Origin of the sequence: Luteitalea pratensis, from assembly GCF_001618865.1 — a bacterium.
GTDB classification, from domain to species: Bacteria; Acidobacteriota; Vicinamibacteria; order Vicinamibacterales; family Vicinamibacteraceae; genus Luteitalea; species Luteitalea pratensis.
In genome coordinates, this window is the sequence record NZ_CP015136.1 from 6,367,696 (window position 1) to 6,394,044 (window position 26,349).

The 26,349-nt window shown below is 67.1% G+C and carries 16 protein-coding genes and 1 tRNA gene; 10 read left to right on the top strand and 7 right to left on the bottom strand.

Annotated elements, in window-relative coordinates:
* Positions 1–23: 23 nt before the first annotated feature.
* From LuPra_RS26875 to LuPra_RS26885, 3 genes are all read right to left on the bottom strand, one after another.
* Positions 24–1,058, bottom strand: coding sequence for a hypothetical protein (locus LuPra_RS26875; RefSeq protein ID WP_110173618.1), 1,035 nt, complete (start codon positions 1,056–1,058; stop codon positions 24–26).
* 1 nt (position 1,059) lies between these two features.
* Positions 1,060–1,971 (bottom strand): PPK2 family polyphosphate kinase, encoded by a 912-nt coding sequence (locus LuPra_RS26880; protein WP_234800572.1) that lies wholly within the window; start codon positions 1,969–1,971, stop codon positions 1,060–1,062.
* Between the two features lie 76 nt (positions 1,972–2,047).
* A complete protein-coding gene (locus LuPra_RS26885; RefSeq protein WP_110173619.1) occupies positions 2,048–4,198 on the bottom strand; it encodes a response regulator in 2,151 nt (716 codons plus the stop codon).
* 190 nt (positions 4,199–4,388) lie between these two features.
* Between LuPra_RS26885 and LuPra_RS26890 the strand changes: the two genes are divergently transcribed.
* The 3 genes from LuPra_RS26890 (at position 4,389) to LuPra_RS26900 (ending at position 11,858) form a co-directional block, all read left to right on the top strand.
* Positions 4,389–6,536 (top strand): TonB-dependent receptor, encoded by a 2,148-nt coding sequence (locus LuPra_RS26890; RefSeq protein ID WP_110173620.1) that lies wholly within the window; start codon positions 4,389–4,391, stop codon positions 6,534–6,536.
* 415 nt (positions 6,537–6,951) lie between these two features.
* On the top strand, positions 6,952–8,187 hold the full coding sequence (locus LuPra_RS26895) for an argininosuccinate synthase (protein WP_110173621.1): 1,236 nt from the start codon (positions 6,952–6,954) through the stop codon (positions 8,185–8,187).
* Between the two features lie 86 nt (positions 8,188–8,273).
* Positions 8,274–11,858 (top strand): hybrid sensor histidine kinase/response regulator, encoded by a 3,585-nt coding sequence (locus LuPra_RS26900; protein WP_110173622.1) that lies wholly within the window; start codon positions 8,274–8,276, stop codon positions 11,856–11,858.
* A gap of 84 nt (positions 11,859–11,942) precedes the next feature.
* On the opposite strand, the gene LuPra_RS26905 is transcribed toward LuPra_RS26900, so the two are convergent.
* Both LuPra_RS26905 and LuPra_RS26910 read right to left on the bottom strand, forming a co-directional pair.
* A complete protein-coding gene (locus LuPra_RS26905) occupies positions 11,943–13,169 on the bottom strand; it encodes a cysteine desulfurase-like protein (protein ID WP_234800573.1) in 1,227 nt (408 codons plus the stop codon).
* Between the two features lie 120 nt (positions 13,170–13,289).
* Complete coding sequence (locus tag LuPra_RS26910) at positions 13,290–15,764, bottom strand: sodium-translocating pyrophosphatase (RefSeq protein ID WP_110173624.1); 2,475 nt, start codon at positions 15,762–15,764, stop codon at positions 13,290–13,292.
* A gap of 239 nt (positions 15,765–16,003) precedes the next feature.
* Here LuPra_RS26910 and LuPra_RS26915 point away from each other — a divergent pair, with 239 nt between their 5' ends.
* A complete protein-coding gene (locus tag LuPra_RS26915) occupies positions 16,004–16,447 on the top strand; it encodes an NfeD family protein (protein WP_110173625.1) in 444 nt (147 codons plus the stop codon).
* Positions 16,448–16,449: 2 nt separating this feature from the next.
* Positions 16,450–17,364, top strand: coding sequence for an SPFH domain-containing protein (locus tag LuPra_RS26920; RefSeq protein WP_234800574.1), 915 nt, complete (start codon positions 16,450–16,452; stop codon positions 17,362–17,364).
* 372 nt (positions 17,365–17,736) lie between these two features.
* Here LuPra_RS26920 and LuPra_RS26925 read toward each other — a convergent pair whose 3' ends face one another.
* A complete protein-coding gene (locus tag LuPra_RS26925) occupies positions 17,737–19,386 on the bottom strand; it encodes a GGDEF domain-containing response regulator (protein ID WP_110173626.1) in 1,650 nt (549 codons plus the stop codon).
* Positions 19,387–19,477: 91 nt separating this feature from the next.
* Positions 19,478–19,954 carry a hypothetical protein gene (locus LuPra_RS26930; protein WP_110173627.1) on the bottom strand — a complete coding sequence of 159 codons (477 nt, stop codon included), beginning with the start codon at positions 19,952–19,954 and terminating at the stop codon, positions 19,478–19,480.
* Positions 19,955–20,168: 214 nt separating this feature from the next.
* Here LuPra_RS26930 and LuPra_RS26935 point away from each other — a divergent pair.
* The 5 genes from LuPra_RS26935 to lon all read left to right on the top strand — a co-directional run bounded on the left by LuPra_RS26935 (position 20,169) and on the right by lon (position 26,338).
* Positions 20,169–20,252: transfer RNA gene (locus LuPra_RS26935), tRNA-Leu, on the top strand.
* A 190-nt stretch (positions 20,253–20,442) separates the two neighbouring features.
* A complete protein-coding gene (tig, locus tag LuPra_RS26940) occupies positions 20,443–21,744 on the top strand; it encodes a trigger factor (RefSeq protein WP_110173628.1) in 1,302 nt (433 codons plus the stop codon).
* Between the two features lie 130 nt (positions 21,745–21,874).
* Complete coding sequence (gene clpP, locus LuPra_RS26945; protein ID WP_110174890.1) at positions 21,875–22,465, top strand: ATP-dependent Clp endopeptidase proteolytic subunit ClpP; 591 nt, start codon at positions 21,875–21,877, stop codon at positions 22,463–22,465.
* Positions 22,466–22,530: 65 nt separating this feature from the next.
* Positions 22,531–23,778: an ATP-dependent Clp protease ATP-binding subunit ClpX gene (gene clpX, locus LuPra_RS26950; RefSeq protein WP_110173629.1), complete on the top strand. Its 1,248-nt coding sequence runs from the start codon at positions 22,531–22,533 to the stop codon at positions 23,776–23,778.
* A gap of 172 nt (positions 23,779–23,950) precedes the next feature.
* Positions 23,951–26,338, top strand: coding sequence for an endopeptidase La (gene lon / locus LuPra_RS26955; RefSeq protein WP_110173630.1), 2,388 nt, complete (start codon positions 23,951–23,953; stop codon positions 26,336–26,338).
* Positions 26,339–26,349: the final 11 nt, after the last annotated feature.

The window sequence follows — 26,349 nt, forward strand, 5'->3', positions numbered from 1 at the left end:
CAGGAGGCGCCAGGCCCGCGGTACTACTTCCGTTCCGTGAGACGCTTCATGGCCACGAGCGCGCCCTGGAGGCCGTCGAGGGCGCCGCCGCGCGCCTTGCTCTTCACGATGCCACCAAGAAGCCCGCCGAAACCGTCCGAGCGTGCGACGTTGAGCACCACGAGATAGTGGGCTCGGCCCGGGCGCTCGGCATCATCGATGAGCATGCGCACTTCCAGCGCCGTGTGGAAGTAGTGGCTGGCGTAAAGCTGCTTGGTCGTGATGGCGTACTGCATGCCAGAGGCCGGCCGCCTCGGATGGATGACGACGTGGTTCAGCCTCAGCACCGGCTTCAGGCCGAACTCCGCGAGTGACCAGTAGAAGAAGTCCTGGACGCCAGCCGGGCGGGCTCGCGGGTACTGCAGCAGGTAGGTCGACACTTCCGGAATCGTCGTCAGGCCGGGCGACTGGCGCACCATGTGTTCGAACTCGCCAGAGATCGAGATGGGACTGCCCGCATCCTCGTAGACGGCCAGCCCCGCGTTTCCGCCGGAGCGATACCGCTCGAGGTACTCGACGGCCATCCGCCGCATGAGCCGATGGGCCTGGGCCGCGGCAGATGCGGCGTCCCAGTCGATCGAGGCGGCGGCCTGCAACGCGTGCTGCCCCAGTTTCACGTCACACCGCCCGGGCCGACACGTGCGCAGCGACGCGATGTCCTCGTCGGGGAGCCGGAACGCCGCCATGTCGGCCTCCACCGGCGGTGACGAGAACTTCTTCGTGGCAAGGAAGCCGCCGCCATGTTCCAGCCGCTCGATGTCGCGGACGACCGCCACGAGGCGGCTCGCTGGCGCGTTGATCCGGACGGCGCCACCGATCGCGATCTCGCTCGTCACCTCCGTCTCGAGCGACACCGCCACCGGCTCGCCGCGGCGGACCGCGTCGACCTGTGCATCGGTCAGTGACAGCTGACGCGTCAGCAGCTCACGAAGCGGTTCGGCTCCGCCCGGGAGCCCCGCGCTCGCCCCCAGCAGCGCCGTGGCGACCGCGAGGAGCGAGACGACGCCCGGAACATGCATGTCAGGACTCGGATTCCGAGAGCAGCTGCTTGCGCGCTTCTGCCAGGACGGCCAGCTGCGCCTCGGCAATCCGGCGCGGCTTGAGGCCCAGGCCCTCGATGGCCTCGGTCAGGATGGCCGAGACCAGCGCCCGCGACACCCACTTGTTGTCGGAGGGAATCACCCACCATGGCGCCCAGTCGGTGCTGGTGTGCGTGAGCGTGTCCTCGAAGGCCTCCTGGTACTCGTCCCAGACGGCGCGCTCGTGCAGGTCGCCCATCTCGAACTTCCAGTGCTTGTCCGGGTTGTCGAGGCGATCCATGAATCGCTTCTTCTGTTCCCTCTTGGAGATGTTCAGGAAGAACTTCAGCACCAGCGTGCCGTTGCGCGACAGGTGCTTTTCGAAGGCGTTGATGTCCTCGTACCGGTCGTTCCAGAAGTTCTTGTCGCGCGGTCCGGGCGGCAGACGCTGGCGTTCGAGCACCTCCGGATGGACTCGCACGATGAGCGTCTCCTCGTAGTAGGAGCGGTTGAAGATGCCGATGCGGCCGCGCTCGGGCAGCGCGCGCCAGAAGCGCCAGAGGAAGTCGTGATCGAGTTCCTCTGCGGAGGGCCGTTTGAAGCTGAACACCTGGCAACCCTGGGGGTTCAGCCCCGACATCACGTGCTTGACCATGCCGTCCTTGCCAGCGGCGTCGATCGCCTGGAGCACCACGAGGACGGAGTAGATGTCGTTGGAGGCGAGTTGCTCCTGCGCTTCGGCCAGTTTCACGAGGTTCTGTTCGACGAACGAGCGGGCCTTCTCCTTGAGTTCGTCGCTCTTGAGCCGCTGCAGGTCGCGGTCACCAGCCCAGGCGGTGTCGTGCTTCTTCAGTCGCAGCCGGGAACCCGGCTCCACGCGAAACAGGCGCGTGATTTCCTTCATGGTCAGCATGCACGGGTTCTCCGGCGCAGATGTTAGCGCAGCCCGGTCGGCAACGCGCAGGCCTGCGACGTTGGTGTGACGAGGATCAGGCGGTCGGCGTGGGCGCGTCGAGCACTTCGCGGACGCGTGCGGCCAGCGCTGTCGGGCTGAACGGCTTGGTGATCAACGCGACCTCGGCGGGCAGCAGTCCCTGCTCGGCGACGACGTCGCTGCTGTAGCCCGACATGAAAAGGACGCGCAGCGTCGGGTCGAACGCGCGCAGGTGCTTCGCGAGCTCCTGCCCGTTGACCCCGGGCATCACCACGTCGGTGAGCAGCAGGTCGACGCGCGCATCGCCCTCCTCCATCGCGCGCAGCGCGCGCTCCGGCGTGCTGGCGTGCAGCACCGTGTAGCCGTACGACTCGAGCGTGCGTCGGATCAACTCGAGCACGGCCGGTTCGTCTTCCACGAGCAGGACGCGTTCTGTCCCCTCGAGGGCCGTCACGGCGCTGCTCTGCGGACCTGGCACCGGACGCGAAGTCGAGCGAGGCAGGAGCACCAGGACCGTCGTGCCGTCGCTGCTGGTGTGCTCCACTTCCACGTGCCCACCGGCCTGCTCGACGGCGCCCAGCACGCTGCTCAAGCCGAGGCCGGTCCCCTCACCTGCCGGCTTGGTGGTGAAGAACGGCTCGAAGATGCGCGACACGTGTGCGGGTTCGATACCGGCGCCGGTGTCGCTGACGCGCAGGGCCACGTAGTCGCCCGCCGCAAGGCCGCCGTGCGCGGCGGCCTCGGCTGCGGGCAACGACACGTTCGCGAGCGACACGTCGATCGCGCCAGGCGCACGGATGGCGTCGCGCGCGTTGGCCGCCAGGTTGGTCACCATCTGGTCGAACTGCATCGGATCGATCCGAACCGGCCAGATCTCGGGGCCGAGCGCGAACCCGAGCCGAATCTCGTCGCCGGCCATGCGCTGCAGCAGCCGGGCAAGGGCGGCAATGGCCTGCGCGGGATCGAGCACCAGCGGATGGACGACGTCGCGCCTTGCGTAGGTGAGCAGTTGGCGCGTGATCGCACCGCCCCGGGTCGCGGCGTCGAGCACCGCTTCGACGTCGCTGCGGAGCGGATCGTGCGACGCCAGCTGCTGCAGCACGAGATGGGCGTGTCCGATCACCAACGTCAGCAGGTTGTTGAAATCGTGCGCGACGCCGCCGGCCAGCCGGCCGACCGTTTCGATGCGCTCCGATTGCCGGCGTTGCGAATCCACCGCCTGCGTGGTCAGTTCCGCGTTCTTCTGATCGGTGACGTCCTCGGACATCCGGAGGAAGTGCGTCACTGCTCCGGCCTCGTCGAAGACCGGGGCCATCACCGCGCGCTCCCAGAAGACCGTGCCGTCCTTCCGACGCTGCTCGAAGTCGCCGCGCCATTGCTTGCCGGCCAGCAGCGCGGCGCGAATTTCGAAGCCAAGGCCCGCGGCGGCATTCCTCGTCCGGAGGATGGCGTGTGTCTGGCCGCGCACCATGTCGCGGCTGAACCCGGTGACTTGCTCGAACCGGCGGTTCACGAAGGTGATGCGCCCGCGGGTGTCGGTGAGGCTGACGATCGCGGGCAGCTGTTCAAGCCCGACGGTCAGCGAGCGGAGGGCCCGCACCTCGTCGGAGAGTTCGAGGTTGCGGTGTTCCAGCCTGTTGATGAGCGACTCGTCGTACAGGCGCCAGGACTCGGTCTCGCCGGGCGCTGGCTCGGCACCGGCAGGGTCGAATGCCTCATCCGGCTGTCGCAGCGCCTCGGTGATGCCGCGGATGACCTCCTCGGCGGCCATCGACTTGACCAGGAAGCGGGTGGCGCCGAGGCGGCGCGCGTGGGCCACGTCCTTGGCGCTGGCGTAGGTCCCCGTGTAGAACACGAACGGCGTCCGCGCGAGCGCCGGGTCGATGCGGGACGCGCGACACAACGCAAAGCCGTCCATCTGCGGCATGAGGATGTCGGAGATGACGAGATCGGGCCTCTGCTGTCGGGCTTGCGCCAGCGCGTCGAGGCCGTTGGTGGCCTCGCTGACGTCGTGGCCGTGCGCCTGCAGGAGGGTGCGCAGCCGGGTCCGACTCTCGAGTTCATCGTCAACAATCAGGACACGCGTCATCTTGGAAGGCGAAGACATCGCCGCACGCATTCTGACGCAATTGCCGAGCAAAGCAAGGTGCTTCGAACGGACCGCCAAAACACCACCTAAGTTAGTGACTGATTGGAACTTGTTCATTTTCGTAAGTCCTGCAACTGCGACCGGGATTTGGCGCGGAGACAAATGACTAATGTCGCCGCGATGAGGGTCATTTTCGCCCTCGCCATCCTCGTCAACGGCAGGGGTCGAAGCGAGTGCGAGGCGCGCTCACGACGAGCTCCAGACGGCGATTAGCTCAACCATTGCAAACGAGAGTACGCGCGTCCGGGTGACCGACGCCGCGACGGGGATGCCGGTGCCAGGCACGCTCGTGCGCTGCGGCGACAGGGCGCCCGTGATTACGGATTCGTCGGGGATTGCCACCCTACCGGCGTGTCTTTCGAGCCTCGACGTCACCCGCGACGGCTATGGCGGCGAGCGGCTCCTGCCGCCCTTCGCGGATCCGGTGCTGGTGAGGCTCGCGCCGGAGCGGCGATCGTCGGAGAGCGTGACCGTCGTGGGACCGGCCGCCGGCCAGCCGGAGGCGGGCGTGCCGGCGCAGATCGCCATCACCCGCGACGAACTGGCGATGCTGCGCAGTGTCACGTTCGACGACCCGGTCCGGACGCTCCAGCAGTTGCCGGGTGTGGCCACGAGCGACGAGTTGCGGGCCGAACTCTCCGTCCGTGGCAGTCCCTTCCGGCAGGTCGGCCTGGTGCTCGACGAGGTGAAGAGCCGCCTCCTCGTGCACACCGTGCGCGGCGTCGAACAGACCGGATCGGTCGCACTGCTGAACGCCGACCTGATCGAGGCCGCGACGCTCACGCCGGGCGCCGGCCCGCAACGGTTCGGCAACACCGTCGGCGCCGAACTCGGCATCCGCACTCGCGCCGGACAGCAGGACGGCTTCCACGGCCGCGCCATGGCCAGCGCCGTCGCCGCTACCGGGTACGTGGAGGGCCCGATCGGATCGGATCGCGTGACGTTCATCGCCGGCCTCCGACGCAGCTATGTGTCGTGGATCGTCCGGCGCATCGATCCCGACGTGAGCGGCACGTTCGAGTTCACCGACGGACAGGCCAAGCTGGACGCGCGACTCGGCTCGCGCCAGAGCCTCAGCGCCGGCCTGCTGGCCGGATCGTCTGCCTATGACGAACGGGGCCGGCGAACCAGCCCGAATGCGCTCGATCTCGGCAAGAACGAGACCGCGATGGGCACGCTGGCGTGGCAGGCGCAGGTCGGCTCGCAGTGGATCGTGCGACAACGCGTCGCCGCGATCTCCAGCCGCTATCGCAACGAGAATCCCGACACGCTGCCGCTGGACAACGGCACCGAGCACGAGTGGCTGTCGCGATCGATCGTCGAGTGGGCACCGGCGCCATCGGTGTCGATGGACGCCGCCGCACAGGTGCAGGCGTTCACCAGTCGCGGTGCGTCAGTGGTGTATCACCCGAACACGCGCCTGCCGCTGTCGGACGTGTCACACCATGGCACGCAGACACTGGCCGGTGGGCATGTGCACGCGCGCTGGTCACCTCACCGCGGCGTCACGCTCGCGGGTGGCGTGCGCGGCGATCGCCTCCTCGATCTCGAGACCTTCGTCGGTGGCTGGGCGCAGGCGCAGGTGGCGCTGTCGAGCGATGTCGCGCTGACTGCCGCCGTCGGGCGACACGGCCAGTCACCCGACGTACTGCAGCGCTTCGGACCGGCGGGCACGGCCGACCTCGCCTTCGAGACGGCCATGCTCTTCGACGCAGGACTGGCCTGGCGGCGTGGGCCGTGGGGACTGGCGATCAACGTGTACGACAGACACGAGGACGACGGACTCGACACACCCGATCGCCAGTTCCGGCTCACATCGCAAGGCACCCTCGCCGGTGGCAATCCGCGCGCGCCGTGGGAGAACGCGTGGACGGGTCGGGGGCGCGGCGCCGAACTCCTCCTCCGGCGGCAGTCGGGGGCCGGGACGCGGGGTGTGCGCTGGTCGGGATGGATCGGCTACGGGTACGGCGCCACGACCTACGAGAGCGACCTCGATCCAGAGTTCGCCGGCGCATTCGATCAGCGTCATCTCGTGACGGTCTCCACGACCGCGCAACTGGGCGAGCGCTGGGACGCAGCCGCCACCCTACGCGTCGCGACCAACTGGCCGTACGAAGGCTGGTTCGAGGATCGCGGCGAGGGACGGATCGCCCTCTCGTCCGAGCGCAACGCCCTGCGCCTGCCCGACTACGGGCGGCTCGATCTGCGCGTCCGCTACCGCGTGCCACTGCCGCATGGCCGGCTGCTCCTGTTTGCCGAGGCATTGAATGCCACCGACAGGGCCAACTACCGCCAGGTCACCGCCACCATCAACCTGCGCACGTTTGCCGTCAGCCGGCTCTCCGAGAAGCAACTCCCGATCGTCCCCGCTGTCGGCTTTGCCTACGAGTTCTGAAACGGGCTGCGGCCTACGGCAAGAACCTCGCAATGCCGGAATGCCGCGATGCCGGGAATGTCGAAGGCCGATCGCACCCTTGCGACGTTCACACGATGGGCCGCGGACTCTCCTACTGCGGGACGTAGGCGTCGAGCTTGCTCGACGCTATCTTCCCGACTCCCGATCCGCGATCCCCGATCGCGGCAGTGGCCCGGCTATGCACGCAGCGTTCGGCGTTCGACGTTCTGCGTTCGTCCGGTGGGGTTCGCGGTTCCGATCCCCGTCCTCGATCCGCGACCCTTGATCCGCTTCCATCGCACCCGAAACCCGGAACCCGGTTCCCGGTTCCCGATTCCCGATTCCCGCACTCTGATCCGCGTCCGCTGCACCCGATACCCGGAACCCGGTACCCGTTCCGTATACTTGTGAGGCCATGAGTGCCGCATCGTCCTCGCCCAAGAAGATCGTCCTCGCCTACTCCGGCGGGCTCGACACGTCCGTCATCCTGCCCTGGCTGAAGTCGCGCTATCCCGGGGTCAAGCTCTACGCGTTCGCGGCCGAGCTCGGCCAGGGGGACGAACTCGAGGCCATCGAGGACAAGGCCAGGAAGAGCGGCGCCGATGGCGTGCTGGTGAAGGACCTGCGCAAGGAGTTCGCCGAGGAGTACTGCTTCCCGATGCTCCGGGCGCATGCGACCTACGAACAGGACTACCTGCTCGGCACCAGCATCGCGCGGCCGCTCATCGCCAAGCACCAGGTCCTGTACGCGCAGAAGATCGGCGCCGACGCCGTCGGTCACGGCGCCACGGGGAAGGGCAACGACCAGGTGCGCTTCGAGCTCACCTATCAGGCTCTGAACCCGGCGCTGCAGATCATCTCGCCGTGGAAGGACCCGCAGTTCCTGGCCGACGGGCTCACGGACCGCGAGACCGCGATCGACTACGCGCGCAAGCACGGCATTCCGATTCTGCAGACCAAGAAGAAGATCTACTCGCAGGACCGCAACCTGTGGCACATCAGCCACGAAGGGGCCGAGATCGAGGATCCCGCCTCCGAACCCAACGAACGCGTCTACGCGATCAGCGTGCCGCCCTCCAAGGCGCCCAACCGCGCCGAATACGTGACCATCGACTTCGAAGCCGGTGTGCCCGTCGCCGTGAACAAGAAGAAGTTCCACGGCCGCGGCCACGGCCTGATCGCCCTCCTCAACGAGATCGGCGGGCGCCACGCCGTCGGCCAGGTCACGCTCGTCGAGAACCGTCTCGTCGGCATGAAGAGCCGCGGCGTGTACGAGACGCCCGGCGGCACCATCCTGTACGAGGCGCACAAGGCCCTCGAGCAGATTTGCCTCGAGCGCGAGCTCTATCACGAGAAGCAGCGCATCGCCTTGAAGTACGGCGAGCTGGTCTACTACGGCCAGTGGTTCCACCCGCTGCGCGAGGCGTTGCAGTCGTTCATCGACCACGCCAACAAGGTGGTGACCGGCCAGGTGAAGGTGAAGTTGTACAAGGGCCGCGCCACCGCCGTCAGCGCCACGTCGCCGCAGTCGCTGTACGACACGAACCTGGCGAGCTTCGCGATGGCCAACTTCGACGTCACCGCGGCGCGCGGCTTCATCGATCTCTTCGGCCTGCCGATGAAGGTGCGGGGACTGCGCCAGCAGTCGTGAGGCGTCATTTCCTTCGATAGTTAAAGGTCATCTGGTCCTGGCCGATGTGTGTCGGAGGGCGCCGGTGTGGCGTCCTTCGACGACCGATGCCAGATGCTCCCTCACCATCGGCCAGTCCCACGAGCGCCGCCCTGCTCGCGGCGGCCCTCGGCCTGTGTGCCCTCGGGCTGGTGGCGATCCTCGCCAGGCTCGCCGGCATGCCGCCTGGCCCGTTCAACGTCAGGGTCCATCCCCTCGCCGTCAGCCTGATGACGCCGGCCGTGGCGTCGATTCTCGTCGGGTGGCAGGGGCGCGCCTGGCTGGCGACGCGACTGGCCACGGTCGCCCTCGCCGGCACCGCCATCGTCTGCCTCCTGCAGGTCGTGTTCGACGTCCTGCCGTCACTCGGCCCTCATCTCGATGCCCTCCGCCTGGTCATGCCGGCGCGGCAGGCCATGCTGAGCATCGCGGTGACCGCACTGATGGGCCTGCCGCTGCCCGTAGGCTTCGCCCGCCTCGCATCGCGGACCCGGGTCGTGCAGGTGTGGGGCAGCCTGTTGCTCGCCCTGTTGGCCACGACGAGCCTCGTGACCTGGGCATCGCCCGGAGCCGCCGACAGCTGGCTCCAGTACCTCCTGATGTCACCGCAGTTGTCGGCGTGCTGCCTCATGGTCGCCGGCGCCGTCTTGTCGGACTGCATCGTCCACGGCGAGGCCTCCTGGCAGGGATGGCTGCCGGTCGCCCTGACGATCTTCGTGAGCGCCTGCGCGGTGATCTTCTCGCAGGCCCTGCATTCACAGGAACACGCGAGCGTGCGACGCCAGGCCGCGGCCGAAGCCTTCCGGTTGCGCAAGGCGCTGCTGCAGCAGGTGGCGGCGATGGACACCGGGCTCGCGCGCGTTCGCGCACGGTACGAGTCCGGTGCCGTGGACACGCAGCGCGCATGGGAAGCAGACGCCTGGGAACACCTGCGCGGCTCCGAAGGCGTCGTGACATCGCTCGCCGTTGCCAACCCGACGGGCTGGCCGCGATGGGTCGTGCCGGCGTCTCTGCAGGACCACCTGCGGAGCACCGAGGCGCTCGGCGCGCGCGAGCGGCGTGCGGCGATTGCGCGCGCCGTGGCCACGCACGCGCCGGTGGCGTACTCGCTGTCGCACGCCCTGCCGGCCGGGCCCGGCGGTTACTCGTCGGTGCTCGGCCTGCGCGGCCCGGACGGTCGCGTCACGGGTGTGCTCACCGCGTCGTACAGCCTCGCCGCGCTGCTGCCCCGTATCACGCAGGTCTCACCCTACGCCGTACGCGTGACATCGCAGGATGATGTGCCGGTGCACAGTCACCAGGCCGCGGCGCCGGTGAGTTGGTCCGGGCAGTCGTTCACCGAGACGACGACGATCACCGTGCCAGGTGGAGCCCGGCTCCAGATGCACGTCACGCCGACGACCGTGCTGCTGCACGATCAACTCAGTGGACTTCCCCGCCTGGTGCTCGTCCTCGGCCTGCTCCTGGCCGGTGTCGCCGGCGTCGCCACGCGCGTCTACGCCGTCAGCCGCCAGCACGCTGATGCGCTGACCACGAGCAACGCCTCACTGCAGGCCTCGTTGCGCGCCCTCGCGATGGTTCGCGATCAGCTGATGGCATCAGAAGTCCAGTTCCGCGGGCTGTTCCTCACCTCGCCGCTCGGCCTGATGCTGTCGCGTGGAGCGAGCCAGATCGAACACGTCAATCCGGCACTGCTGTCGATGCTCGGGTATACCTCGGACGACATCGCGATGACGGCGCCGAGCGACCTGCTCACCGATCCGACGCTCGTGGATCGGCAGACCGACGAACTGCAGCAGCGCGGCTCCTACGGCCCGTACCGGACACGCCTGCGGATGCGGCAAGGTGGTGAACTGCCGGTGCTGCTGACCGGTACGCTGATGCGTGACACGCAGGGCGTACCGATGGTCTGGTCCTTCGTGCAGGACAACACCGTCGAGACCGTCGCCGAGGCCGACCGTGCCCGCTATCTCGCCGAACTCGAGAAGCAGGCCGTCGAACTCGCCCAGGCGCGCGACACGGCCCTGGCCGCGACTGCCGCCAAGAGCGGCTTCCTCGCGACGATGAGCCACGAGATCCGCACGCCGATGAACGGCATCATCGGCATGACCGGCCTGCTACTCGACACGCCCCTCAGCAACGAACAGCGCGAGTTCGGCGACGCGGTGCGGGCCTCGGCCGAGCACCTGTTGACGATCATCAACGACATCCTCGACTTCTCGAAGATCGAGGCCGGCAAGCTCGCGCTCGAGACGGTGGACTTCGACGTCCGCGCGATCCTCGAGGACGCGCTCGACCTCGTCGCGGAGCCCGCCCGCAAGAAGGGCCTCGAACTCGGTGGTTTTGCCGCGCCCGATGTGCCGCAGATGGTCAAAGGCGATCCGGGCCGGATCCGCCAGGTGCTCCTCAACCTCCTCAGCAACGCCGTGAAGTTCACCGCCCTCGGGTCGGTCAGCGTACGCGTGACGGTCGACGAGGCCATCGGCTCGAGGTCCACGATCCGCTTCGAGGTCGTCGATACCGGCGTCGGCATCCCGACGCACGTGCAGCAGCGCCTGTTCCAGCCCTTCACGCAGGCCGACGCGTCCACGACACGCAAGTACGGCGGCACCGGCCTCGGCCTGGCCATCAGCCGCCAGCTTGCCGAGGCGATGGACGGCGAGGTCGGCGTCCGCAGCGTGCCAGGCCAGGGCAGCACGTTCTGGTTCACCATTCGCGCCGAGCGCGTCTTGCCCGGCAACGACGGCGTCATCACTGCCCAGCTGCGCGGACGACGGGCGTTGTGCGTCGACGACCACGAGATCAGCCTGCACGTCTACCGCAGCCTGCTGACCAACTGGGGCGTCGACGTGACGTGTGTGTCGACACCGCAGGCGGCCATGGCCACGCTCGACCAGGCCGATGCGGCCGGCCGGCCGATCGACTTCGCGATTCTCGACCAGCAGATGCCCGGTATCGATGGCTTCACGCTCGGCGGCCTGATGCGCGGGCGGCCGACCACGGCGGCGCTGCCACTGCTGCTGACCTCGTCGGTCGTCGTGCCCGGTGGGCTCGACGAGGCGACCGCGCGCGGCTTCGCGGGGCTGCTGACCAAGCCGGTGAAGAAGCGCTACCTGCTGCAGGCCCTGACGCAGGCCTTGACACTACAGACCGCACCCGGCAGCGCGATTGGCGTCAGCACGCTCGGCGTGGCCAGTGCATCGCCCCACGCGGCGCCGGTGCGGCGCATGCGCATCCTGCTGGCCGAGGACAACCCGGTCAACCAGCGTGTGGCCGTGCGGATGCTGGACAAGCTCGGACATCGCGTCGACGCGGTGGGCAACGGCCTCGAGGCGGTCGAGGCGCTCGGCCGATTGCCGTACGACATCGTGCTGATGGACTGCCAGATGCCCGAGTGTGACGGCTACCAGGCCACGGACCTGATCCGCCAGCGCGAAGAGCACGGCTCGCGCCGCACGATCATCGTCGCGTTGACCGCCAATGCCATGGAAGGCGACCGCCAGCGCTGCCTCGACGCGGGGATGGACGACTACCTGCCCAAGCCGTTGCGCTTCGACGACCTGCGGGCCGTGCTCGAACGCCAGGCGGCGCTGCCCACCATCGTGGACGCGCCCGCCCAGCCCGTCACGAGCCGCGAGCGAAGGGTGCACTGACTCAGGAGCTCAGGAACTCAGGAACTCGGGAACTCAGGGCTTACGGCTTACGGCTTACCGTTAGAGGCTCTTGCGATTCGCGATTCAGCCGTGCGCGATCGTCGTGACGGCGGCCAGCAGGCGGTCGATTTCGCCTGGCGTCGTGTAACACGCGCAGCCGATGCGGACGAGGCCGTCCTGGCCATGCCCGAGACGCTCGACGAGCGTCTGTGCGTAGAAGTCCCCGGACGACACGAACAACCCGCTGGTGACGAGCTGCTCTGCCACCTCGTGGCTCAGGTGTCCCTCGAGCGCAAACGAGACGGTCGGCGTGCGTGGCTGCCCCGGGGGGCGGCCGTAGCAGGTCACGCCATCGATGGCGACCAGTCCGTCCCACAGCTGCCGCGTCAGCGCCATCGCGTCAGCATGCAGTTGCGCGTAACTCGCGACCAGCCCGTCCCGCAACGCGCCAGACGCCGGCGGGACCGGTCCGGCCACCGAGGCAAGGAAGCGCACTGCGGCGGCAGCGCCAACAATGCCCTCGTGGCTCTGCGTGCCGGTCTCGAGCGAGTCGGGCGGCAGCGCCGGTGCGGGCCGGAGCTTCGGCAGGTCCAGCGACGCCACGAGGTCCGGCCGGGCGCAGAGGATGCCCTGGTGCGGCCCGTAGAACTTGTAGGACGAGCAGGCAAGCATGTCGCAGCCGAGGGCCGGCACGTCGACCAGTTCGTGCGGCGCGTAGTGCACCGCGTCGATGAAGACCAGCGCCCCGGCTGCCCTCGCGAGGCGCGCCGCTTCGGCGACATCCGAGATCGTGCCGATCGCATTGGATGCCGCACCGATCGCAAGCAACCGCGTCCGGCCGTTCAGCGTCGAGGCCAGCGCCTCGATGTCCAGCGACACACCATCGGCGGCCAGCGGCACCGTGCGGATCGTGATCCCCGCGTCGGCGGCGGCGTGGCGCCACGGATCGACGTTGCCGTGGTGATCGAGTTCGGTGACCACGATCTCGTCGCCCTCGCCCCACTGGCGCGCCAGTGCCCGCGCCAGGTGGAACGTGATCGTCGTCATGTTCTGGCCGAAGCTCACCCACTCCGGGCCCGGCGCGTTGAAGAACGCCGCGTACACCTGCCTGGCGTCCCGCAACAACGCATCGGTCTCCTGGCTGCTCGGGTAGGCCCAATGCGTGTTCGCGTTGTGGTGGAGCAGGTAGTCGCTGATGGCGTCGACCACCGACTGCGGCACCTGGGTGCCGCCGGGGCCGTCGAAGTAGGCCACCGGGTGGCCGGCGTGGACGCGACGAAGGGCGGGGAACCCGGAGCGGACTGATTCCATGTTGCTACAGGCTACAGGCTGCAGCGCTTCGTTGGTAGGGACGCCTCTCCGAGGCGTCCATGTCCGCACCGTCATGCGGCGATGGACCGCTCGGAGAGCGGTCCCTACCCTCGTGTCCGTTCATGCCTTCTTCGAAATCCGCATCCCGTAGAACGAGCGGTGCACGAAGTACATCGAGACCAGCAGGAACACGACCGTCATGGCCATCGTGATGGGCGTGTGCGCGTAGTCGTCGCCCTTCATGCTCACCGCGAGTTCCACCGCCAGCAGGCCGAACAGCGTCGTGAACTTGATCACCGGGTTCATGGCGACCGACGACGTGTCCTTGAACGGATCGCCAACGGTGTCGCCGACGACGGTGGCGTCGTGCAGCGGTGTGCCCTTGGCCTTGAGCTCGGTCTCGACGATCTTCTTGGCGTTGTCCCACGCGCCGCCGGCGTTGGCCATGAAGATCGCCTGGTACAGACCGAAGAGCGCGATCGACACGAGGTAGCCGATGAAGAAGAACGGCTCGTAGAAGGCAAACGCCAGGGTGCCGAAGAACACGCCGAGGAAGATGTTGAACATCCCCATCTGCGCGTACTTGGTGCAGATGGCCACGACCTTGCGGCTGTCCTCGACCGATGCCTTCTCGGCACCGCTATCCAGGTTGATGTTGGCCTTGATGAACTCGACGGCGCGATACGCGCCCGTCGTCACGGCCTGCATCGAGGCGCCGGTGAACCAGTAGATGATCGAGCCGCCGGTGATGAGGCCGAGCAGGAACGGCGGGTGCAGGATCGACAACCGCGCCACCAGTTCCGGCCGCAGGCCCTCGGTCAGCACCATCACGATCGAGAAGATCATCGTCGCGGCGCCGACCACGGCAGTGCCGATCAGCACCGGCTTCGCGGTGGCCTTGAAGGTGTTGCCGGCGCCGTCGTTCTCCTCGAGGAACTGCTTGGCACGCTCGAAGTCCGGCGTGAATCCGAAGTCCTTCTTGATCTCGGCGCCGATGCCGGGCACGGTCTCGATGGTCGAGAGTTCGAAGACCGACTGGGCGTTGTCGGTCACCGGACCGTACGAGTCGACGGCGATGGTCACCGGCCCCATGCCGAGGAAGCCGAAGGCCACCAGGCCGAAGGCGAACACCGACGGCGCGACCATCAGTGCCTCGAGCCCGTGTGCGCTGATGAACGAGCCGACGCCCATCAGGAACACGATCGTCAGGCCCAGCCAGTAGGCCGAGAAGTTCCCGGCGACCAGGCCGGACAGGATGTTCAGGGAAGCGCCGCCCTCTTCGGAGCTGCTCACGACTTCGCGGACATGGCTCGAGTCCACCGACGTGAACACCTTCACCAGTTCCGGAATGATCGCGCCCGCGAGCGTGCCGCACGTGATGATGCTGGCCAGCTTCCACCACAGGCTGGCGTCGCCGCCGATCGTCGGGATCAGCAGGTACGACGTGATGTAGGTCAGCACCACCGACACGCCCGAGGTGATCATCACGAGGCTCGTCAGCGGGTGCTCGAAGTTCATTTTCGGGGCGTTGCCGTAGCGCGCCTTCGCCATCGCCTCGTTGATGAAGTACGACAGCCCGCTGGCGATCACCATGATGATGCGCATCATGAAGATCCACACCAGCAGCTGCACCTGCACCAGCGGCTCGCGGACGGCCAGCATGATGAAGGTGATGAGCGCCACGCCAGTCACGCCGTAGGTCTCGAAGCCGTCCGCGCTCGGGCCGACCGAGTCGCCGGCGTTGTCGCCCACGCAGTCGGCGATCACGCCGGGATTGCGCGCGTCGTCTTCCTTGATCTTGAAGACGATCTTCATCAGGTCCGAGCCGATGTCGGCGATCTTGGTGAAGATGCCGCCGGCGATGCGCAGAGCCGCCGCGCCGAGCGATTCGCCGATGGCAAAGCCGATGAAGCAGGGACCGGCGTAGTCGTGCGGCACGAACAGCAGGATGACCAGCATCAGCAGCAGTTCGACCGAGATGAGCGCCATGCCGATGCTCATCCCGGCCTTCAGCGGAATGGCGTAGCACGGGTACGGCTTGCCCTCGAGCGCCGCGAACGCGGTGCGCGAATTGGCAAACGTGTTGACGCGGATGCCGAACCACGCGACGCCGTACGATCCGCCCATGCCGACGAGCGAGAACAGCAGGATCATCGCGACCTTCGCCGGCGGGAAGCCGTACACGTCGGCGCCGGTGATCGGATCGATGGTGTGCGCGAGCCGCCCGAAGTACAGCAGCACGATCGCGCCGATGAACAGCCAGAGGATCATCAGGAAGCGGCCCTGCTGTTGCAGGTACGCCTGGCAGGTCTCGTAAATCAGTTCCGAGACCTCGCGCATCGACCGATGGACGGGCATGCCCTTCAACTGCTGGTAAATCGTCAGGCCGAACAGCAGCCCGAGCCCGCTCACCAGCAGGCCGACGAGCAGCAGTGTGTGGCCGCCCACACCCAGGAACTGGGCCGAGTTCAGGTCGGGAAGAATCAGGTTGGCTTCGCCGCCGGGGCGATGCTCCTGGGCCAGGGCCGGGACGGCGGCCAGCAGGCCACCCGCGAGGGTCAGTGCAGTCGTGACCAGTCTACGTACTACAGGCATCGGATTGAGTCTCGTAAGCTGGCGGCTGGATGTCGGGCACCCGTTGCCCACGGGGATCGTGTGCCCCGTCCATCGGCGCGTCGAACGGGCCTGCGCAAGGTTCCGCCATAAAACCGGGCGCGATTGTGTCATAAGCGCCGCGCACCCGCCTAGACGTTCGCGGTGTCCACTGGCGCCTTCCGAGGCCCGGTCGGTGTTGCCACCTATAATGCCGAGGTCCTTCACTACGGAGCGTCCGGATGATCTGGTGGTACTGGGTGGTGCTCGGCCTGCTGCTCCTGGGGCTGGAGCTCGCGACCCCTGGCGGGTTCTTCCTCCTCTTCTTCGGCGTCGGGGCGCTCCTGGTTGGCGGCCTGGTGACGATTGGAGCTGGCGGCCCGGCGTGGGTGCAGTGGCTGCTGTTCACCGTGCTCTCGGTGGCGGCCCTCGTGTTCTTTCGGACGCCTCTGCTGCGTTTGATGCAAGCAAGGACTCCCCGATCGGGCGACATCGACTCCCTTCGCGGCGAGGTCGCGGTCGCCATGGACGGCATCCCGGCCGGCGGCCTGGGCCGCGCCCAGTTGCGCGGAACGGTCTGGACGGCTCGTAATCTCGGGACGGCCCCGATCACGCCAGGCGAGCGGTGCCTGGTGACCTCGGTGGACGGCCTGACCATCTCAATCCGCCGCGAAGGAGCGCTCTGACTGTGGAAGGCCTGATTGTCCTCGTCATCTTTGCGATTCTCGTCCTGGTCATCGTGGCCAAGACGGCGATCGTCGTCCCCCAGCAGAGCGCCTATGTAGTCGAGCGCCTCGGGCGCTATGCCGGCACGCTCGATGCCGGCTTCCACATTCTGGTCCCGTTCATCGATGTCGTCCGCTACAAGCACTCGCTGAAGGAGAACGCGATCGACATCCCGGCCCAGGTGTGCATCACCCGCGACAACGTGCAGGTCGGCGTCGACGGCGTGCTCTATCTCAAGGTGATGAATCCGGAACGCGCCTCCTACGGCATCCAGGACTATCACTTCGCAATCTCGCAGCTGGCGCAGACGACGCTGCGCAGTGAAGTCGGCAAGATCGACCTCGACAAGACCTTCGAGGAACGCACCAACATCAACACGCAGGTGGTGAGCGAGGTCGACAAGGCCACCGACCCGTGGGGCGTGAAGGTGCTCCGCTACGAGATCAAGAACATCACGCCGCCCTCCGACGTGCTCGCCGCGATGGAGAAGCAGATGCGGGCCGAGCGCGAGAAGCGCGCGGTGATTCTGACCTCCGAAGGCCAGCGCGATGCCGCCGTCAACACCGCCGAGGGCGCCAAGCAGGAAGTGATCAAGGCGTCGGAAGCGCGGCGGCAGCAGCAGATCAACGAGGCCGAGGGTCAGGCGTCGGCGATCATGGCCGTCGCCCGCGCCACCGCCGAAGGCATCCGCGAAGTGGCGTCGGCGATGCAGATGCCGGGTGGCACCGAGGCCGTGCAGTTGCGGGTCGCCGAGCAGTACATCACCCAGTTCGGCCACCTGGCCAAGACCAACAACACGATGATCATCCCGGCCACGACCAGCGACATCGGCGGCATGATCGCGACCGCGATGCAGGTGGTCAAGAAGACGTCGTGACGAACGTCGACCGCTTGATGCTTGATGCTTGATGCTTGACGCTTGACGCCGAAGGGCGCCGCTTTGCCAGGGTTCGCTCTCTTGCGTGGTCAAGAAGACGTCGTAGGGAATCGGGTACCGGGTACCGGGTACCGGGTACCGGGAGTCGGGGATCAGGCGGGAAGGTGTAGCGGCCGGACTTCTCCGGCCGGTGCCGTCAGTGACCGTCGGACAAGTCCGACGGCTACGCCCGGGCGAGCTCTTGCCAATCAAGCGGCCTTCCCGGATTAGACGTGCGCCTTGCAGTAAATGAGATAGCGCGGGCCGACGAGGCGAGCGGCAATGTTCGGCATGCCGGCATTCGCGGCATTCCGGCATTTGTGCTCGTCGCGCCTACGGCGCGACGAGGACCCTGTTCCGCCCTGATTTTTTCGCGGCGTAGAGTGTCAGGTCGGCGGCCTCGATCCACGCATGCCGCTCGAGGCCCTCGCGGTACGGGGCGATGCCGGCACTGAAGGTGACGCGGAAGTGCTGGTGCTCGCCGGCGGTGTGGTCGAGCGCCGCGAATTCGTTCAACAGGCGCGTGATCAGGCGCTGCGCGTCGTCGATCGGCAGGTGATCGAGGAGGACACCGAACTCCTCGCCGCCGTAGCGGCCGATGATGTCGGTGCGGCGCAGGTGCTGCCGCAGGGAGGCCGCCAGCGTCGCCAGGACACGGTCTCCCGCCTGGTGCCCGTACGTATCGTTGACGCGCTTGAAGTGATCGACGTCGAGCAGCACCAGCGACGCCGATCCGGGCGTCGAGCGGGCCCGCCGGTCGATCACCTGCTGTACCTGCTCCATAAACGAGGCGTGCGTGAGTAGCCGGGTCAGGCCATCACGGTGAAGCAGGCTCTTGAGAAACCGCGCGCGCTCGAGGCGGGCGCCGACTGCAGAGGCCAGCAAGGCCGGGTGCACCGGCTTGGTCAGGTGCTCGTCGCCGCCTGCCTTCGCGGCCCTGATGCGCGATTCCATCTCGGCCTCGGAGGTGAGGAAGATGATCGGCAGGGCCGCGTGCTGCTCCTGCTGCCGGACCAACCGCGCCAGGTCGTAGCCCGATACCTCCGGCAGGTTCACGTCCATCAACAACAGTTCGGGGTGGAACGTCGCCATGTGCTCGGTGAAGGTGCGCGGCGCCGAGCAGACGTCCACCTGGTACCCGGCCGATTCGAGCACCGTCCGCGCGAACGCAGCGTGGAACTCGTCGTCTTCCACCACGAGGATGCGCGGGATCTCGGCCTGCGATCGCTCCAGCATCTGCAGCAGTTTCCTGTGCGCGGCCTCGATCTCGGCAGGCTTGGTGTAGCAGGCGTCGGCGCCGGCGTGGATGGCTTCGGCAAGGTCGAGGAAGTCACCGGCGGCGCTCAGCATCAGGATGGCAGCGTGATCGCCGTCCGGTTTCTGCCGTGCGTACTCGACGATGCCGTAGCCGGAGCCGTCGGGAAGACGCACGTCGACAAGCAATCCGTCGGGCAGGCGCGTGTCGATGAGCGCCTTCGCCTCGGCGCAGGTCCCGGCCTCACGGACCGGAATGCCCTCGTGCTGGAGCACCGAGGCGAGCAGGCGCCGGGTCTCCTGGTTCTCGTCGACGAGCAGGACGTCGAGCGCACTGCGCGAACTCTCCCCCGCCGAGCCACCGGTCGCCGCCGTCGCCGACTCCGGCTCGGTGAGCACGGTCGTGGCAATGCCTTCGTCGAACAGCGCCGTCAGCCGGTGACGGATATCGCGCCAGCGGCCCACGTCGTCGCTCGATGGCTGGTGGTGGCCCTTGATCAATTCGTCGCAGCGACGTTCGGCCTCGCGGGCAAGGGTGCTGATGTGGGGCCGCTGGTAGGTGGCGCCGGCGCCGGCGAGCTTGTGGAAGTGGCGCTTCAGGTCGGCCAGCGTCGCTGCCGTGCCGCGATCGAGGCGCTCAAGCGTCTCGTCGATGTCGACGAGACGGTCGGGGCCGCCCCTCAGGAACTCCGCCTGAAGCTGGCGAAACTCTTCGTCCCAGGTGCTCATCTCGGCGTCAAACCGCGGTCATCGTACCACCCGGCCAGAGCTGTCCAGCGTTGTCCATCAGGCACCAGGCATGAGGCATGACGCATCAGTCTCACTGCGCTGGACACGTGGCCGAGAGGGCCTTCACGCGAGACACGCTGAACGACGCCGGGGTCGTCGTCGCCGGCGTGTCCTGTTCGTAGCTGCCGCGCACCTCGACGATTCGTCCAACGTGATCGCGCAGCTGCTCGACGTCGCCGCCAAGCCGCACGTCGGTCGTCACCGTCGCATCGTCGCCTTCGACCGGATGCAGGCGGAAGACGTGCGCGGAGTCGACGCGTTGCAGGCAGCCCTTCAATGTCAGGGTGCCCGCTTGCGGCTCGCCGGACTTGCGGGACTCGCCGTCACCGCTGCCGTGCTTGGTCCGATCGCCCAGATCGGGCTCGGGCGCCCGCAACGGCGGCGGCGGTTCGCCAGACGCGGGGCGATCCGGCGGCCGCACCGGCTGGGTGGCGGGCGAGGGCTGCTGTGCCCCGAGGGATGTCGCAAGCGCCAGGGCGCCCAGGGTGGTGAGCAGCGTCTTGGTCATGGGCGAAGAGAGCGCATGAACAAGGCCAACCGGACCGGCGCTGGGTGACCAGGCTAACACGTTGAGATCAAATGACTTGAACCCTTGACTGGACCCATCTCATGGGGACCGGCGGCTGTTGCCGAACTGGACATGGCGAGGAAAGACTGCAGGGGCGCCACGGATTGACGAGCCTCCCCCGCAGTGGTAGCGTGGCGTGTTCGGCGGGCGCCACGCGAAAGTGGCGGAACTGGCAGACGCGCCGGACTTAGGATCCGGTGGCCGGAAGGTCATGGGGGTTCGAGTCCCCCCTTTCGCATTCCAGACATCGCTCGCTGTCGCAGGCTTTGTCCAGGCAAAGGCACACGCCGCATCCGCGAAGGCTGTCTCGCCGAAGCGCTCGCCCAATGGCGGACGTATCCGCCCCCCGAAACCGCTGAGTCCGGGGCCCAGGCCCGACGGCCGGCGTTTGTCCGATTCCGAGTCCCCAATCCCGAGTCCCGAAGACGATGAAGGTCGAACTCACCGACGTCAGCGAAACCAAGAAGACCTTGACGGTGGAAGTGCCGCCCGAGGTGGTCGACACCGAAATCACCCGCGTCACGCAGGGCTATGCCCGCCAGGCCCGCATCCCGGGTTTCCGGCCAGGCAAGGCGCCGGCGCACGTGGTCCGCAAGCGGTTTCGCGAGCAGATCATGCATGACGTCGCGCACGATCTCGTCCCGCGCCTCGTCGGCGACGCGCTTCGCGACAAGAACGTGCAGCCGGTGGACACCCCGAAGGTGCGCGACCTGCAGCTCGAGGAAGGCAAGCCGCTGACGTTCACGGCGGCCATCGAGACCGCGCCGCACGTGGAGCCGGGCGATCTGACCACCTTGACGGTCCAGCGTCCAGCGATGCCGGTTTCCGAGGACGACGTCGACAAGGCGCTGTCCCGGCTGCGCGACCGTCTGGCCAAGATGGAACCGGTCGAGGACCGCGGAGCCGAACAGGGCGACACGGTGGTCATGCACCTGTCGCGACGTCGGTTGACCGGCCCGCAGGGGGTCGACATCGAGCCGGAGGCCCCGGAGAAGCACGACGGCGTGTCTGCCGAGATTGGCGCCGCGGCCAATCCCCCGGGATTCGACGAGGGCCTGCTGGGGGTGACACCCGGCACACAGAAGACCTTCGAGGTCGTCTTCCCGTCTGACTTCGAGGTGGCGGAGATGGCGGGGGCTCGCGTGGAGTACGACGTCAACGTCACCGCCCTGCGCCGCCGGATCCTGCCGGCCCTCGACGACGAGTTCGCGAAGGACCTGGGCGAATTCGGGACCCTGGCCGATCTGCGGGGGCGCGTCCGCGAGGATCTGGAGCAGGATGCAGAACGGGAGCGGACGCGGCGGATGCGGCAGCAGCTGCTCGAGCAGCTGGCCGGCCGCATGACCGGCGAGGTCCCCGAGGGCATGGTGGCGCGGGAAGTGGACCGCCGCGTCGAGGAATTTGCCCGACGGCTGATGGACCAGGGCATGGATCCGCGGCAGGCGGCCATCAACTGGGACGAATTCCGCACCCAGCAGCAGGAACCGGCGGTGGCGACCGTGAAGAGCGTGCTGGTGCTCGACGCGATCGCGGCGCAGGAGCAGCTCGAGGTATCGGAAGACGACCTGGATGCCGATATTTCTGGTTATGCCACCCGCGCTGGCCGTTCGCTGGCTGAAGTGAAGGCGCAACTGGCGCAGCAGGACCAGCTGGAGAGCATCCGGACGGGGCTGCTGCGGGAGAAGGCGGTTTCGCACGCCATGTCGCGTGCTACGATCGCGGGTGCGTGAGTCACGCGCCCGCCTCGCCCCCCTCCACTGGACGACGACTCGACTGCCCGGCAAGCCGGGTGCGGGCAACCTGCCTGCGGCCCCCGGGACGCAGGCCACGAGGCCGAATTCACCCATGATTGATCCGCGCATGCAGCTGGTCCCGATGGTGGTCGAGCAGACCAACCGGGGGGAGCGCGCGTACGACATCTTTTCGCGCCTGCTGAAGGACAGCATCATCTTCATCGGCACACCGATCGACGACGCCGTCGCGAGCCTGGTGATTGCCCAGTTGCTGTTCCTCGAGGCCGAGGACCCGGAGCGGGACATCCTGCTCTACATCAACAGCCCGGGCGGCTCGATTACCGCCGGCCTGGCGATTTACGACACGATGCAGTACATCCGCCCCGATGTGTCGACCTACTGCCTGGGGCAGTGTGCGTCGTTCGGCGCAGTGCTGCTGGCCGGGGGCGCCAAGGGCAAGCGGTACGCATTGCCCAACTCGCGGATCCTGATTCACCAGCCGTGGGTTCAGGGCGGCGTCGGCGGCCAGGCCACCGACATCGACATCCATGCGAAGGAAATCCTGCGGATGCGGCACCGCCTCAACGAGATCCTCGCGGATCACTCGGGGCAGCCGATCGAGCGCCTCCAGGCCGATACCGAGCGCGACTACATCATGTCGGCCGAGCAGGCGCGCGAGTACGGTATCATCGACGATGTCCTCCGCAAGCGCAGCTGACCACCGCGCGAAGGCCGCGATGCCGCGGCCCGCGACACGCCGGTGAGGCAGACGGGTTCGATCCCATGGTGAAGAAGAACGGCGAGAACGAAGTGCTGCGGTGCTCGTTCTGCAACAAGGACCAGAACGACGTCCGCAAGCTGATTGCCGGCCCGACCGTCTTCATCTGCGACGAGTGTGTCGAGGTCTGCAACGACATCATCGCGGACGACAACCGCTTCGAGGCCAAGGGCACGCGCTCGTCGCTGCCGACGCCGCAGGAAATCAAGAAGTTCCTGGACGAGTACGTGATCGGCCAGGAGCAGACCAAGAAGCGCCTGGCAGTGGCGGTCTACAACCACTACAAGCGGATCGAGATCAGCAAGCAGTCGAAGGGCCGCAACGAGGTCGAACTGCAGAAGTCCAACATCCTGCTGATCGGCCCCACCGGCACGGGCAAGACGCTGCTCGCGCAGACGCTCGCCCGGCTGCTGTCGGTGCCGTTCACGATCGTCGATGCAACGACGCTTACCGAGGCCGGCTACGTCGGCGAGGACGTCGAGAACATCATCCTCAAGCTGCTCCAGGCCGCCGGTGGCGACATCGAGAAGGCCCAGCAGGGGATCATCTACATCGACGAAGTCGACAAGATCTGCCGCAAGGACGAGAATCCCTCGATCACCCGCGACGTGAGCGGCGAGGGCGTCCAGCAGGCGCTGTTGAAGATCCTCGAGGGCACGGTCGCCAACGTGCCGCCCCAGGGCGGCCGCAAGCACCCCCACCAGGAGTTCTTCCAGGTCGACACGACCAACATCCTGTTCATCTGCGGGGGCGCGTTTGTCGGCCTCGAGAAGGTGATCGAGCGGCGTGTCGGCAAGAAGACGCTCGGCTTCCGTGCCGACGTCACGCAGTTCCAGTCCAAGGACGTCGGCTCGACGCTCGAGAAGATCGAGCCGCAGGACCTGATCAAGTACGGGCTGATCCCCGAGTTCGTGGGACGGCTGCCGGTGGTGGCGACGCTGCACGAGCTCGATCGCCCGGCGCTGGTGCAGATCCTGACCACGCCGCGCAACGCGATTACCAAGCAATACGTGAAGCTGCTCGAGTACGAGAACGTCAAACTGCGGTTCACCGACGACGCCCTGGAGGCGATCGCCGAGCTGGCGCTGAATCGCAAGATTGGCGCCCGCGGCCTGCGGATGATCATCGAGGAACTGATGCTCGACGTGATGTACACCGTGCCGGGACAGAAGAAGATCCGCGAGTGCGTGATCACCCGGGAAGTGGTCGAGTCGAAGGAAAAGCCGATTACGGTGATGGAAAAGGCGGGCTAGGCGTCCGTCTCCTCCCGGACAGCGTCTCAAGAAGAGAGGGCGTGTCCGGGCGCCCGCGACTGCCGAAAGCCGGCAGGCGCCTCGAATCCACGGCGAAGGACCTCCCCGAACGGCGGAGGACCGGGCCTGCGCCGCCTTGACAAGTCACCGCCTCATTCCCGACAACTGATTCATGGAAGTCTTCGAAACCCTCCCGATCGTCCCGCTGCGCGATGTCGTCGTGTTTCCACACATGATGATGCCGTTCGTGATCGGGCGTCCCTCGTCCATCCGGGCGCTGGAGCATGCCCTCGGCAAGGACAAGCGCATCTTCCTGGCGGCCCAGCACGACGCCGCCACCGACGATCCCCAGCCGGCCGACATCTACACGATGGGCTGCGTGGCCAACATCGTCCAGAGCCTGAAGCTGCCCGACGGCAACATCAAGGTGCTGGTCGAGGGCGTGGACCGCGGTCGCGCCGTCGAGTGGAAGGAAGACAAGGGCTTCTTCCGCGTCGTCGTCAAGGTCATCGCCAGGCAGCGGGAGACCGCCGGCGAGGTCGAGGCGACCATGACCCGCGTCGTGTCGCTGTTCGAGCAGTACGTGAAGCTCTCGAACAACCTGCACTACGACGCCATGATCGCCGCCGTGCGGGTGGACGACCCGGCACGGCTGGCCGACACGATTGCCGCCCACATGCTGGTGGGCATCGAGGAGAAGCAGAACCTCCTCGAGATCGTGTCGCCGCTCGAGCGCCTGAACCGCATCGCATCGGTGCTCGAAGTCGAGGTCGACAAGCTCCAGGTGGACCGCCGGATCCAGTCTCGCGTGAAGAAACAGATGGAGAAGGCCCAGAAGGAGTACTACCTCAACGAGAAGATGAAGGCGATCCAGAAGGAACTGGGCCGCAAGGAAGACAAGGGCAACGAGATCGAGGACCTCAAGAAGAAGATTGAGGACGGTCGGATGCCCAAGGACGTCGAGGAGAAGGCGATGCAGGAACTGCGTCGCCTCGAGGCGATGCCGCCGATGTCGGCCGAGGCCACCGTCTCGCGCAACTACCTCGACTGGCTGATCGCGGTACCGTGGCAGAAGAAGTCGAAGGAGAGCCGGGACCTCAAGCGGGCCGAGGAGATCCTGCACCAGGACCACCACGGCCTCGAGAAGATCAAGGACCGCATCCTCGAGTTCCTCGCGGTGCGTACGCTGGTCAAGAAGCCGAAGAGCACCATCCTGACGTTCGCGGGGCCTCCGGGCGTCGGCAAGACGTCGCTCGCCAAGTCGATCGCCAAGGCGACCAACCGCAAGTTCGTCCGCCTGTCGCTCGGCGGCGTGCGTGACGAGGCCGAGATCCGCGGCCACCGCCGCACCTACATCGGCGCGTTCCCCGGCCAGGTCATCCAGATGATGAAGAAGGCCGGCACGATGAACCCGGTCTTCCTGCTCGACGAAGTCGACAAGATGTCGATGGACTTCCGTGGCGATCCGTCGGCGGCGTTGCTCGAAGTGCTCGATCCCGAGCAGAACAACGCGTTCCTGGATCACTACCTGGACGTCGAGTACGACCTGTCAAACGTGATGTTCATCTGCACGGCCAACGTGCTGCACACGATCCCGCAGGCGCTGCGCGACCGCATGGAAGTGCTGCAGCTGGCTGGCTACACCGAGCAGGAAAAGGTGGAGATCGCGCGGCGGTTCCTGGCCCCCAAGGCGGTCGAGAACGCCGGGCTCACCGACAAGAACATCACCTTCACCGAGGACGCGCTGCGCACGATCATCCAGCGCTACACGCGTGAGGCGGGTGTCCGCAACCTCGAGCGCGAGATATCGTCGGTGTGCCGCAAGGTCGCGCGGCGCGTCGTCGTCGACGGCGCGCAGTACTACGAGGAGGTCACGTCCGAGCGCGTGACGCAGCACCTCGGCGTGCCCCGCTTCCGCGCCACGATGACCGAGGAGGTCAGCGAGATCGGCCTGGCGACGGGCCTGGCCTGGACGGAAGTCGGCGGCGAGATCCTCGTCACCGAGGCAACGCTGATGCCAGGCAAGGGCAAGCTCACGCTCACCGGCAAGCTCGGTGACGTGATGCAGGAGTCGGCGCAGGCGGCGATGAGCTTCGTGCGATCGCGCGTCGATGCGTACGGCCTGCCGACCGATTTCTACAAGACGATGGACGTGCACGTGCACGTGCCCGAGGGCGCAATCCCGAAGGACGGCCCGTCGGCGGGCATCACGATGGCCACGGCGATGATCTCGGCGCTGGCGAAGCTCCCGGTACGTCGCGACGTGGCGATGACCGGAGAGATCACCCTGCGTGGCAAGATTCTGCCGATCGGCGGCGTGAAGGAGAAGGTGCTGGCCGCCCACCGGGCAGGGGTCAAGACGATCATCCTGCCCAAGGACAACGAGAAGGACCTGGCCGACATCCCGAAGAACGTGCTCGACATGCTCGACGTCTACATGGTCGAGGCAATGGACGAAGTGTTGAAGATCGCGCTCGAGGGCCCGTTGCCGCCGGCCATTCCGGCATCGACGGAGGCTGCCGTCGAGCCCGCAGTCAGTGACGACGCCATCACGCATTGATCGGAGGACGC

What these genes read in the sequence shown, in the direction of transcription:
- LuPra_RS26905 (WP_234800573.1), bottom strand. Translation starts at nt 13,169, where the DNA reads ATGGAATCAGTCCGCTCCGGGTTCCCCGCCCTTCGTCGCGTCCACGCC.
- LuPra_RS26900 (WP_110173622.1), top strand. Translation starts at nt 8,274, where the DNA reads ATGCCAGATGCTCCCTCACCATCGGCCAGTCCCACGAGCGCCGCCCTG.
- LuPra_RS26915 (WP_110173625.1), top strand. Translation starts at nt 16,004, where the DNA reads ATGATCTGGTGGTACTGGGTGGTGCTCGGCCTGCTGCTCCTGGGGCTG.
- LuPra_RS26875 (WP_110173618.1), bottom strand. Translation starts at nt 1,058, where the DNA reads ATGCATGTTCCGGGCGTCGTCTCGCTCCTCGCGGTCGCCACGGCGCTG.
- LuPra_RS26910 (WP_110173624.1), bottom strand. Translation starts at nt 15,764, where the DNA reads ATGCCTGTAGTACGTAGACTGGTCACGACTGCACTGACCCTCGCGGGT.
- clpX (WP_110173629.1), top strand. Translation starts at nt 22,531, where the DNA reads ATGGTGAAGAAGAACGGCGAGAACGAAGTGCTGCGGTGCTCGTTCTGC.
- LuPra_RS26895 (WP_110173621.1), top strand. Translation starts at nt 6,952, where the DNA reads ATGAGTGCCGCATCGTCCTCGCCCAAGAAGATCGTCCTCGCCTACTCC.
- LuPra_RS26885 (WP_110173619.1), bottom strand. Translation starts at nt 4,198, where the DNA reads ATGAACAAGTTCCAATCAGTCACTAACTTAGGTGGTGTTTTGGCGGTC.
- LuPra_RS26930 (WP_110173627.1), bottom strand. Translation starts at nt 19,954, where the DNA reads ATGACCAAGACGCTGCTCACCACCCTGGGCGCCCTGGCGCTTGCGACA.
- lon (WP_110173630.1), top strand. Translation starts at nt 23,951, where the DNA reads ATGGAAGTCTTCGAAACCCTCCCGATCGTCCCGCTGCGCGATGTCGTC.
- tig (WP_110173628.1), top strand. Translation starts at nt 20,443, where the DNA reads ATGAAGGTCGAACTCACCGACGTCAGCGAAACCAAGAAGACCTTGACG.
- clpP (WP_110174890.1), top strand. Translation starts at nt 21,875, where the DNA reads ATGCAGCTGGTCCCGATGGTGGTCGAGCAGACCAACCGGGGGGAGCGC.
- LuPra_RS26880 (WP_234800572.1), bottom strand. Translation starts at nt 1,971, where the DNA reads ATGCTGACCATGAAGGAAATCACGCGCCTGTTTCGCGTGGAGCCGGGT.
- LuPra_RS26925 (WP_110173626.1), bottom strand. Translation starts at nt 19,386, where the DNA reads ATGAGCACCTGGGACGAAGAGTTTCGCCAGCTTCAGGCGGAGTTCCTG.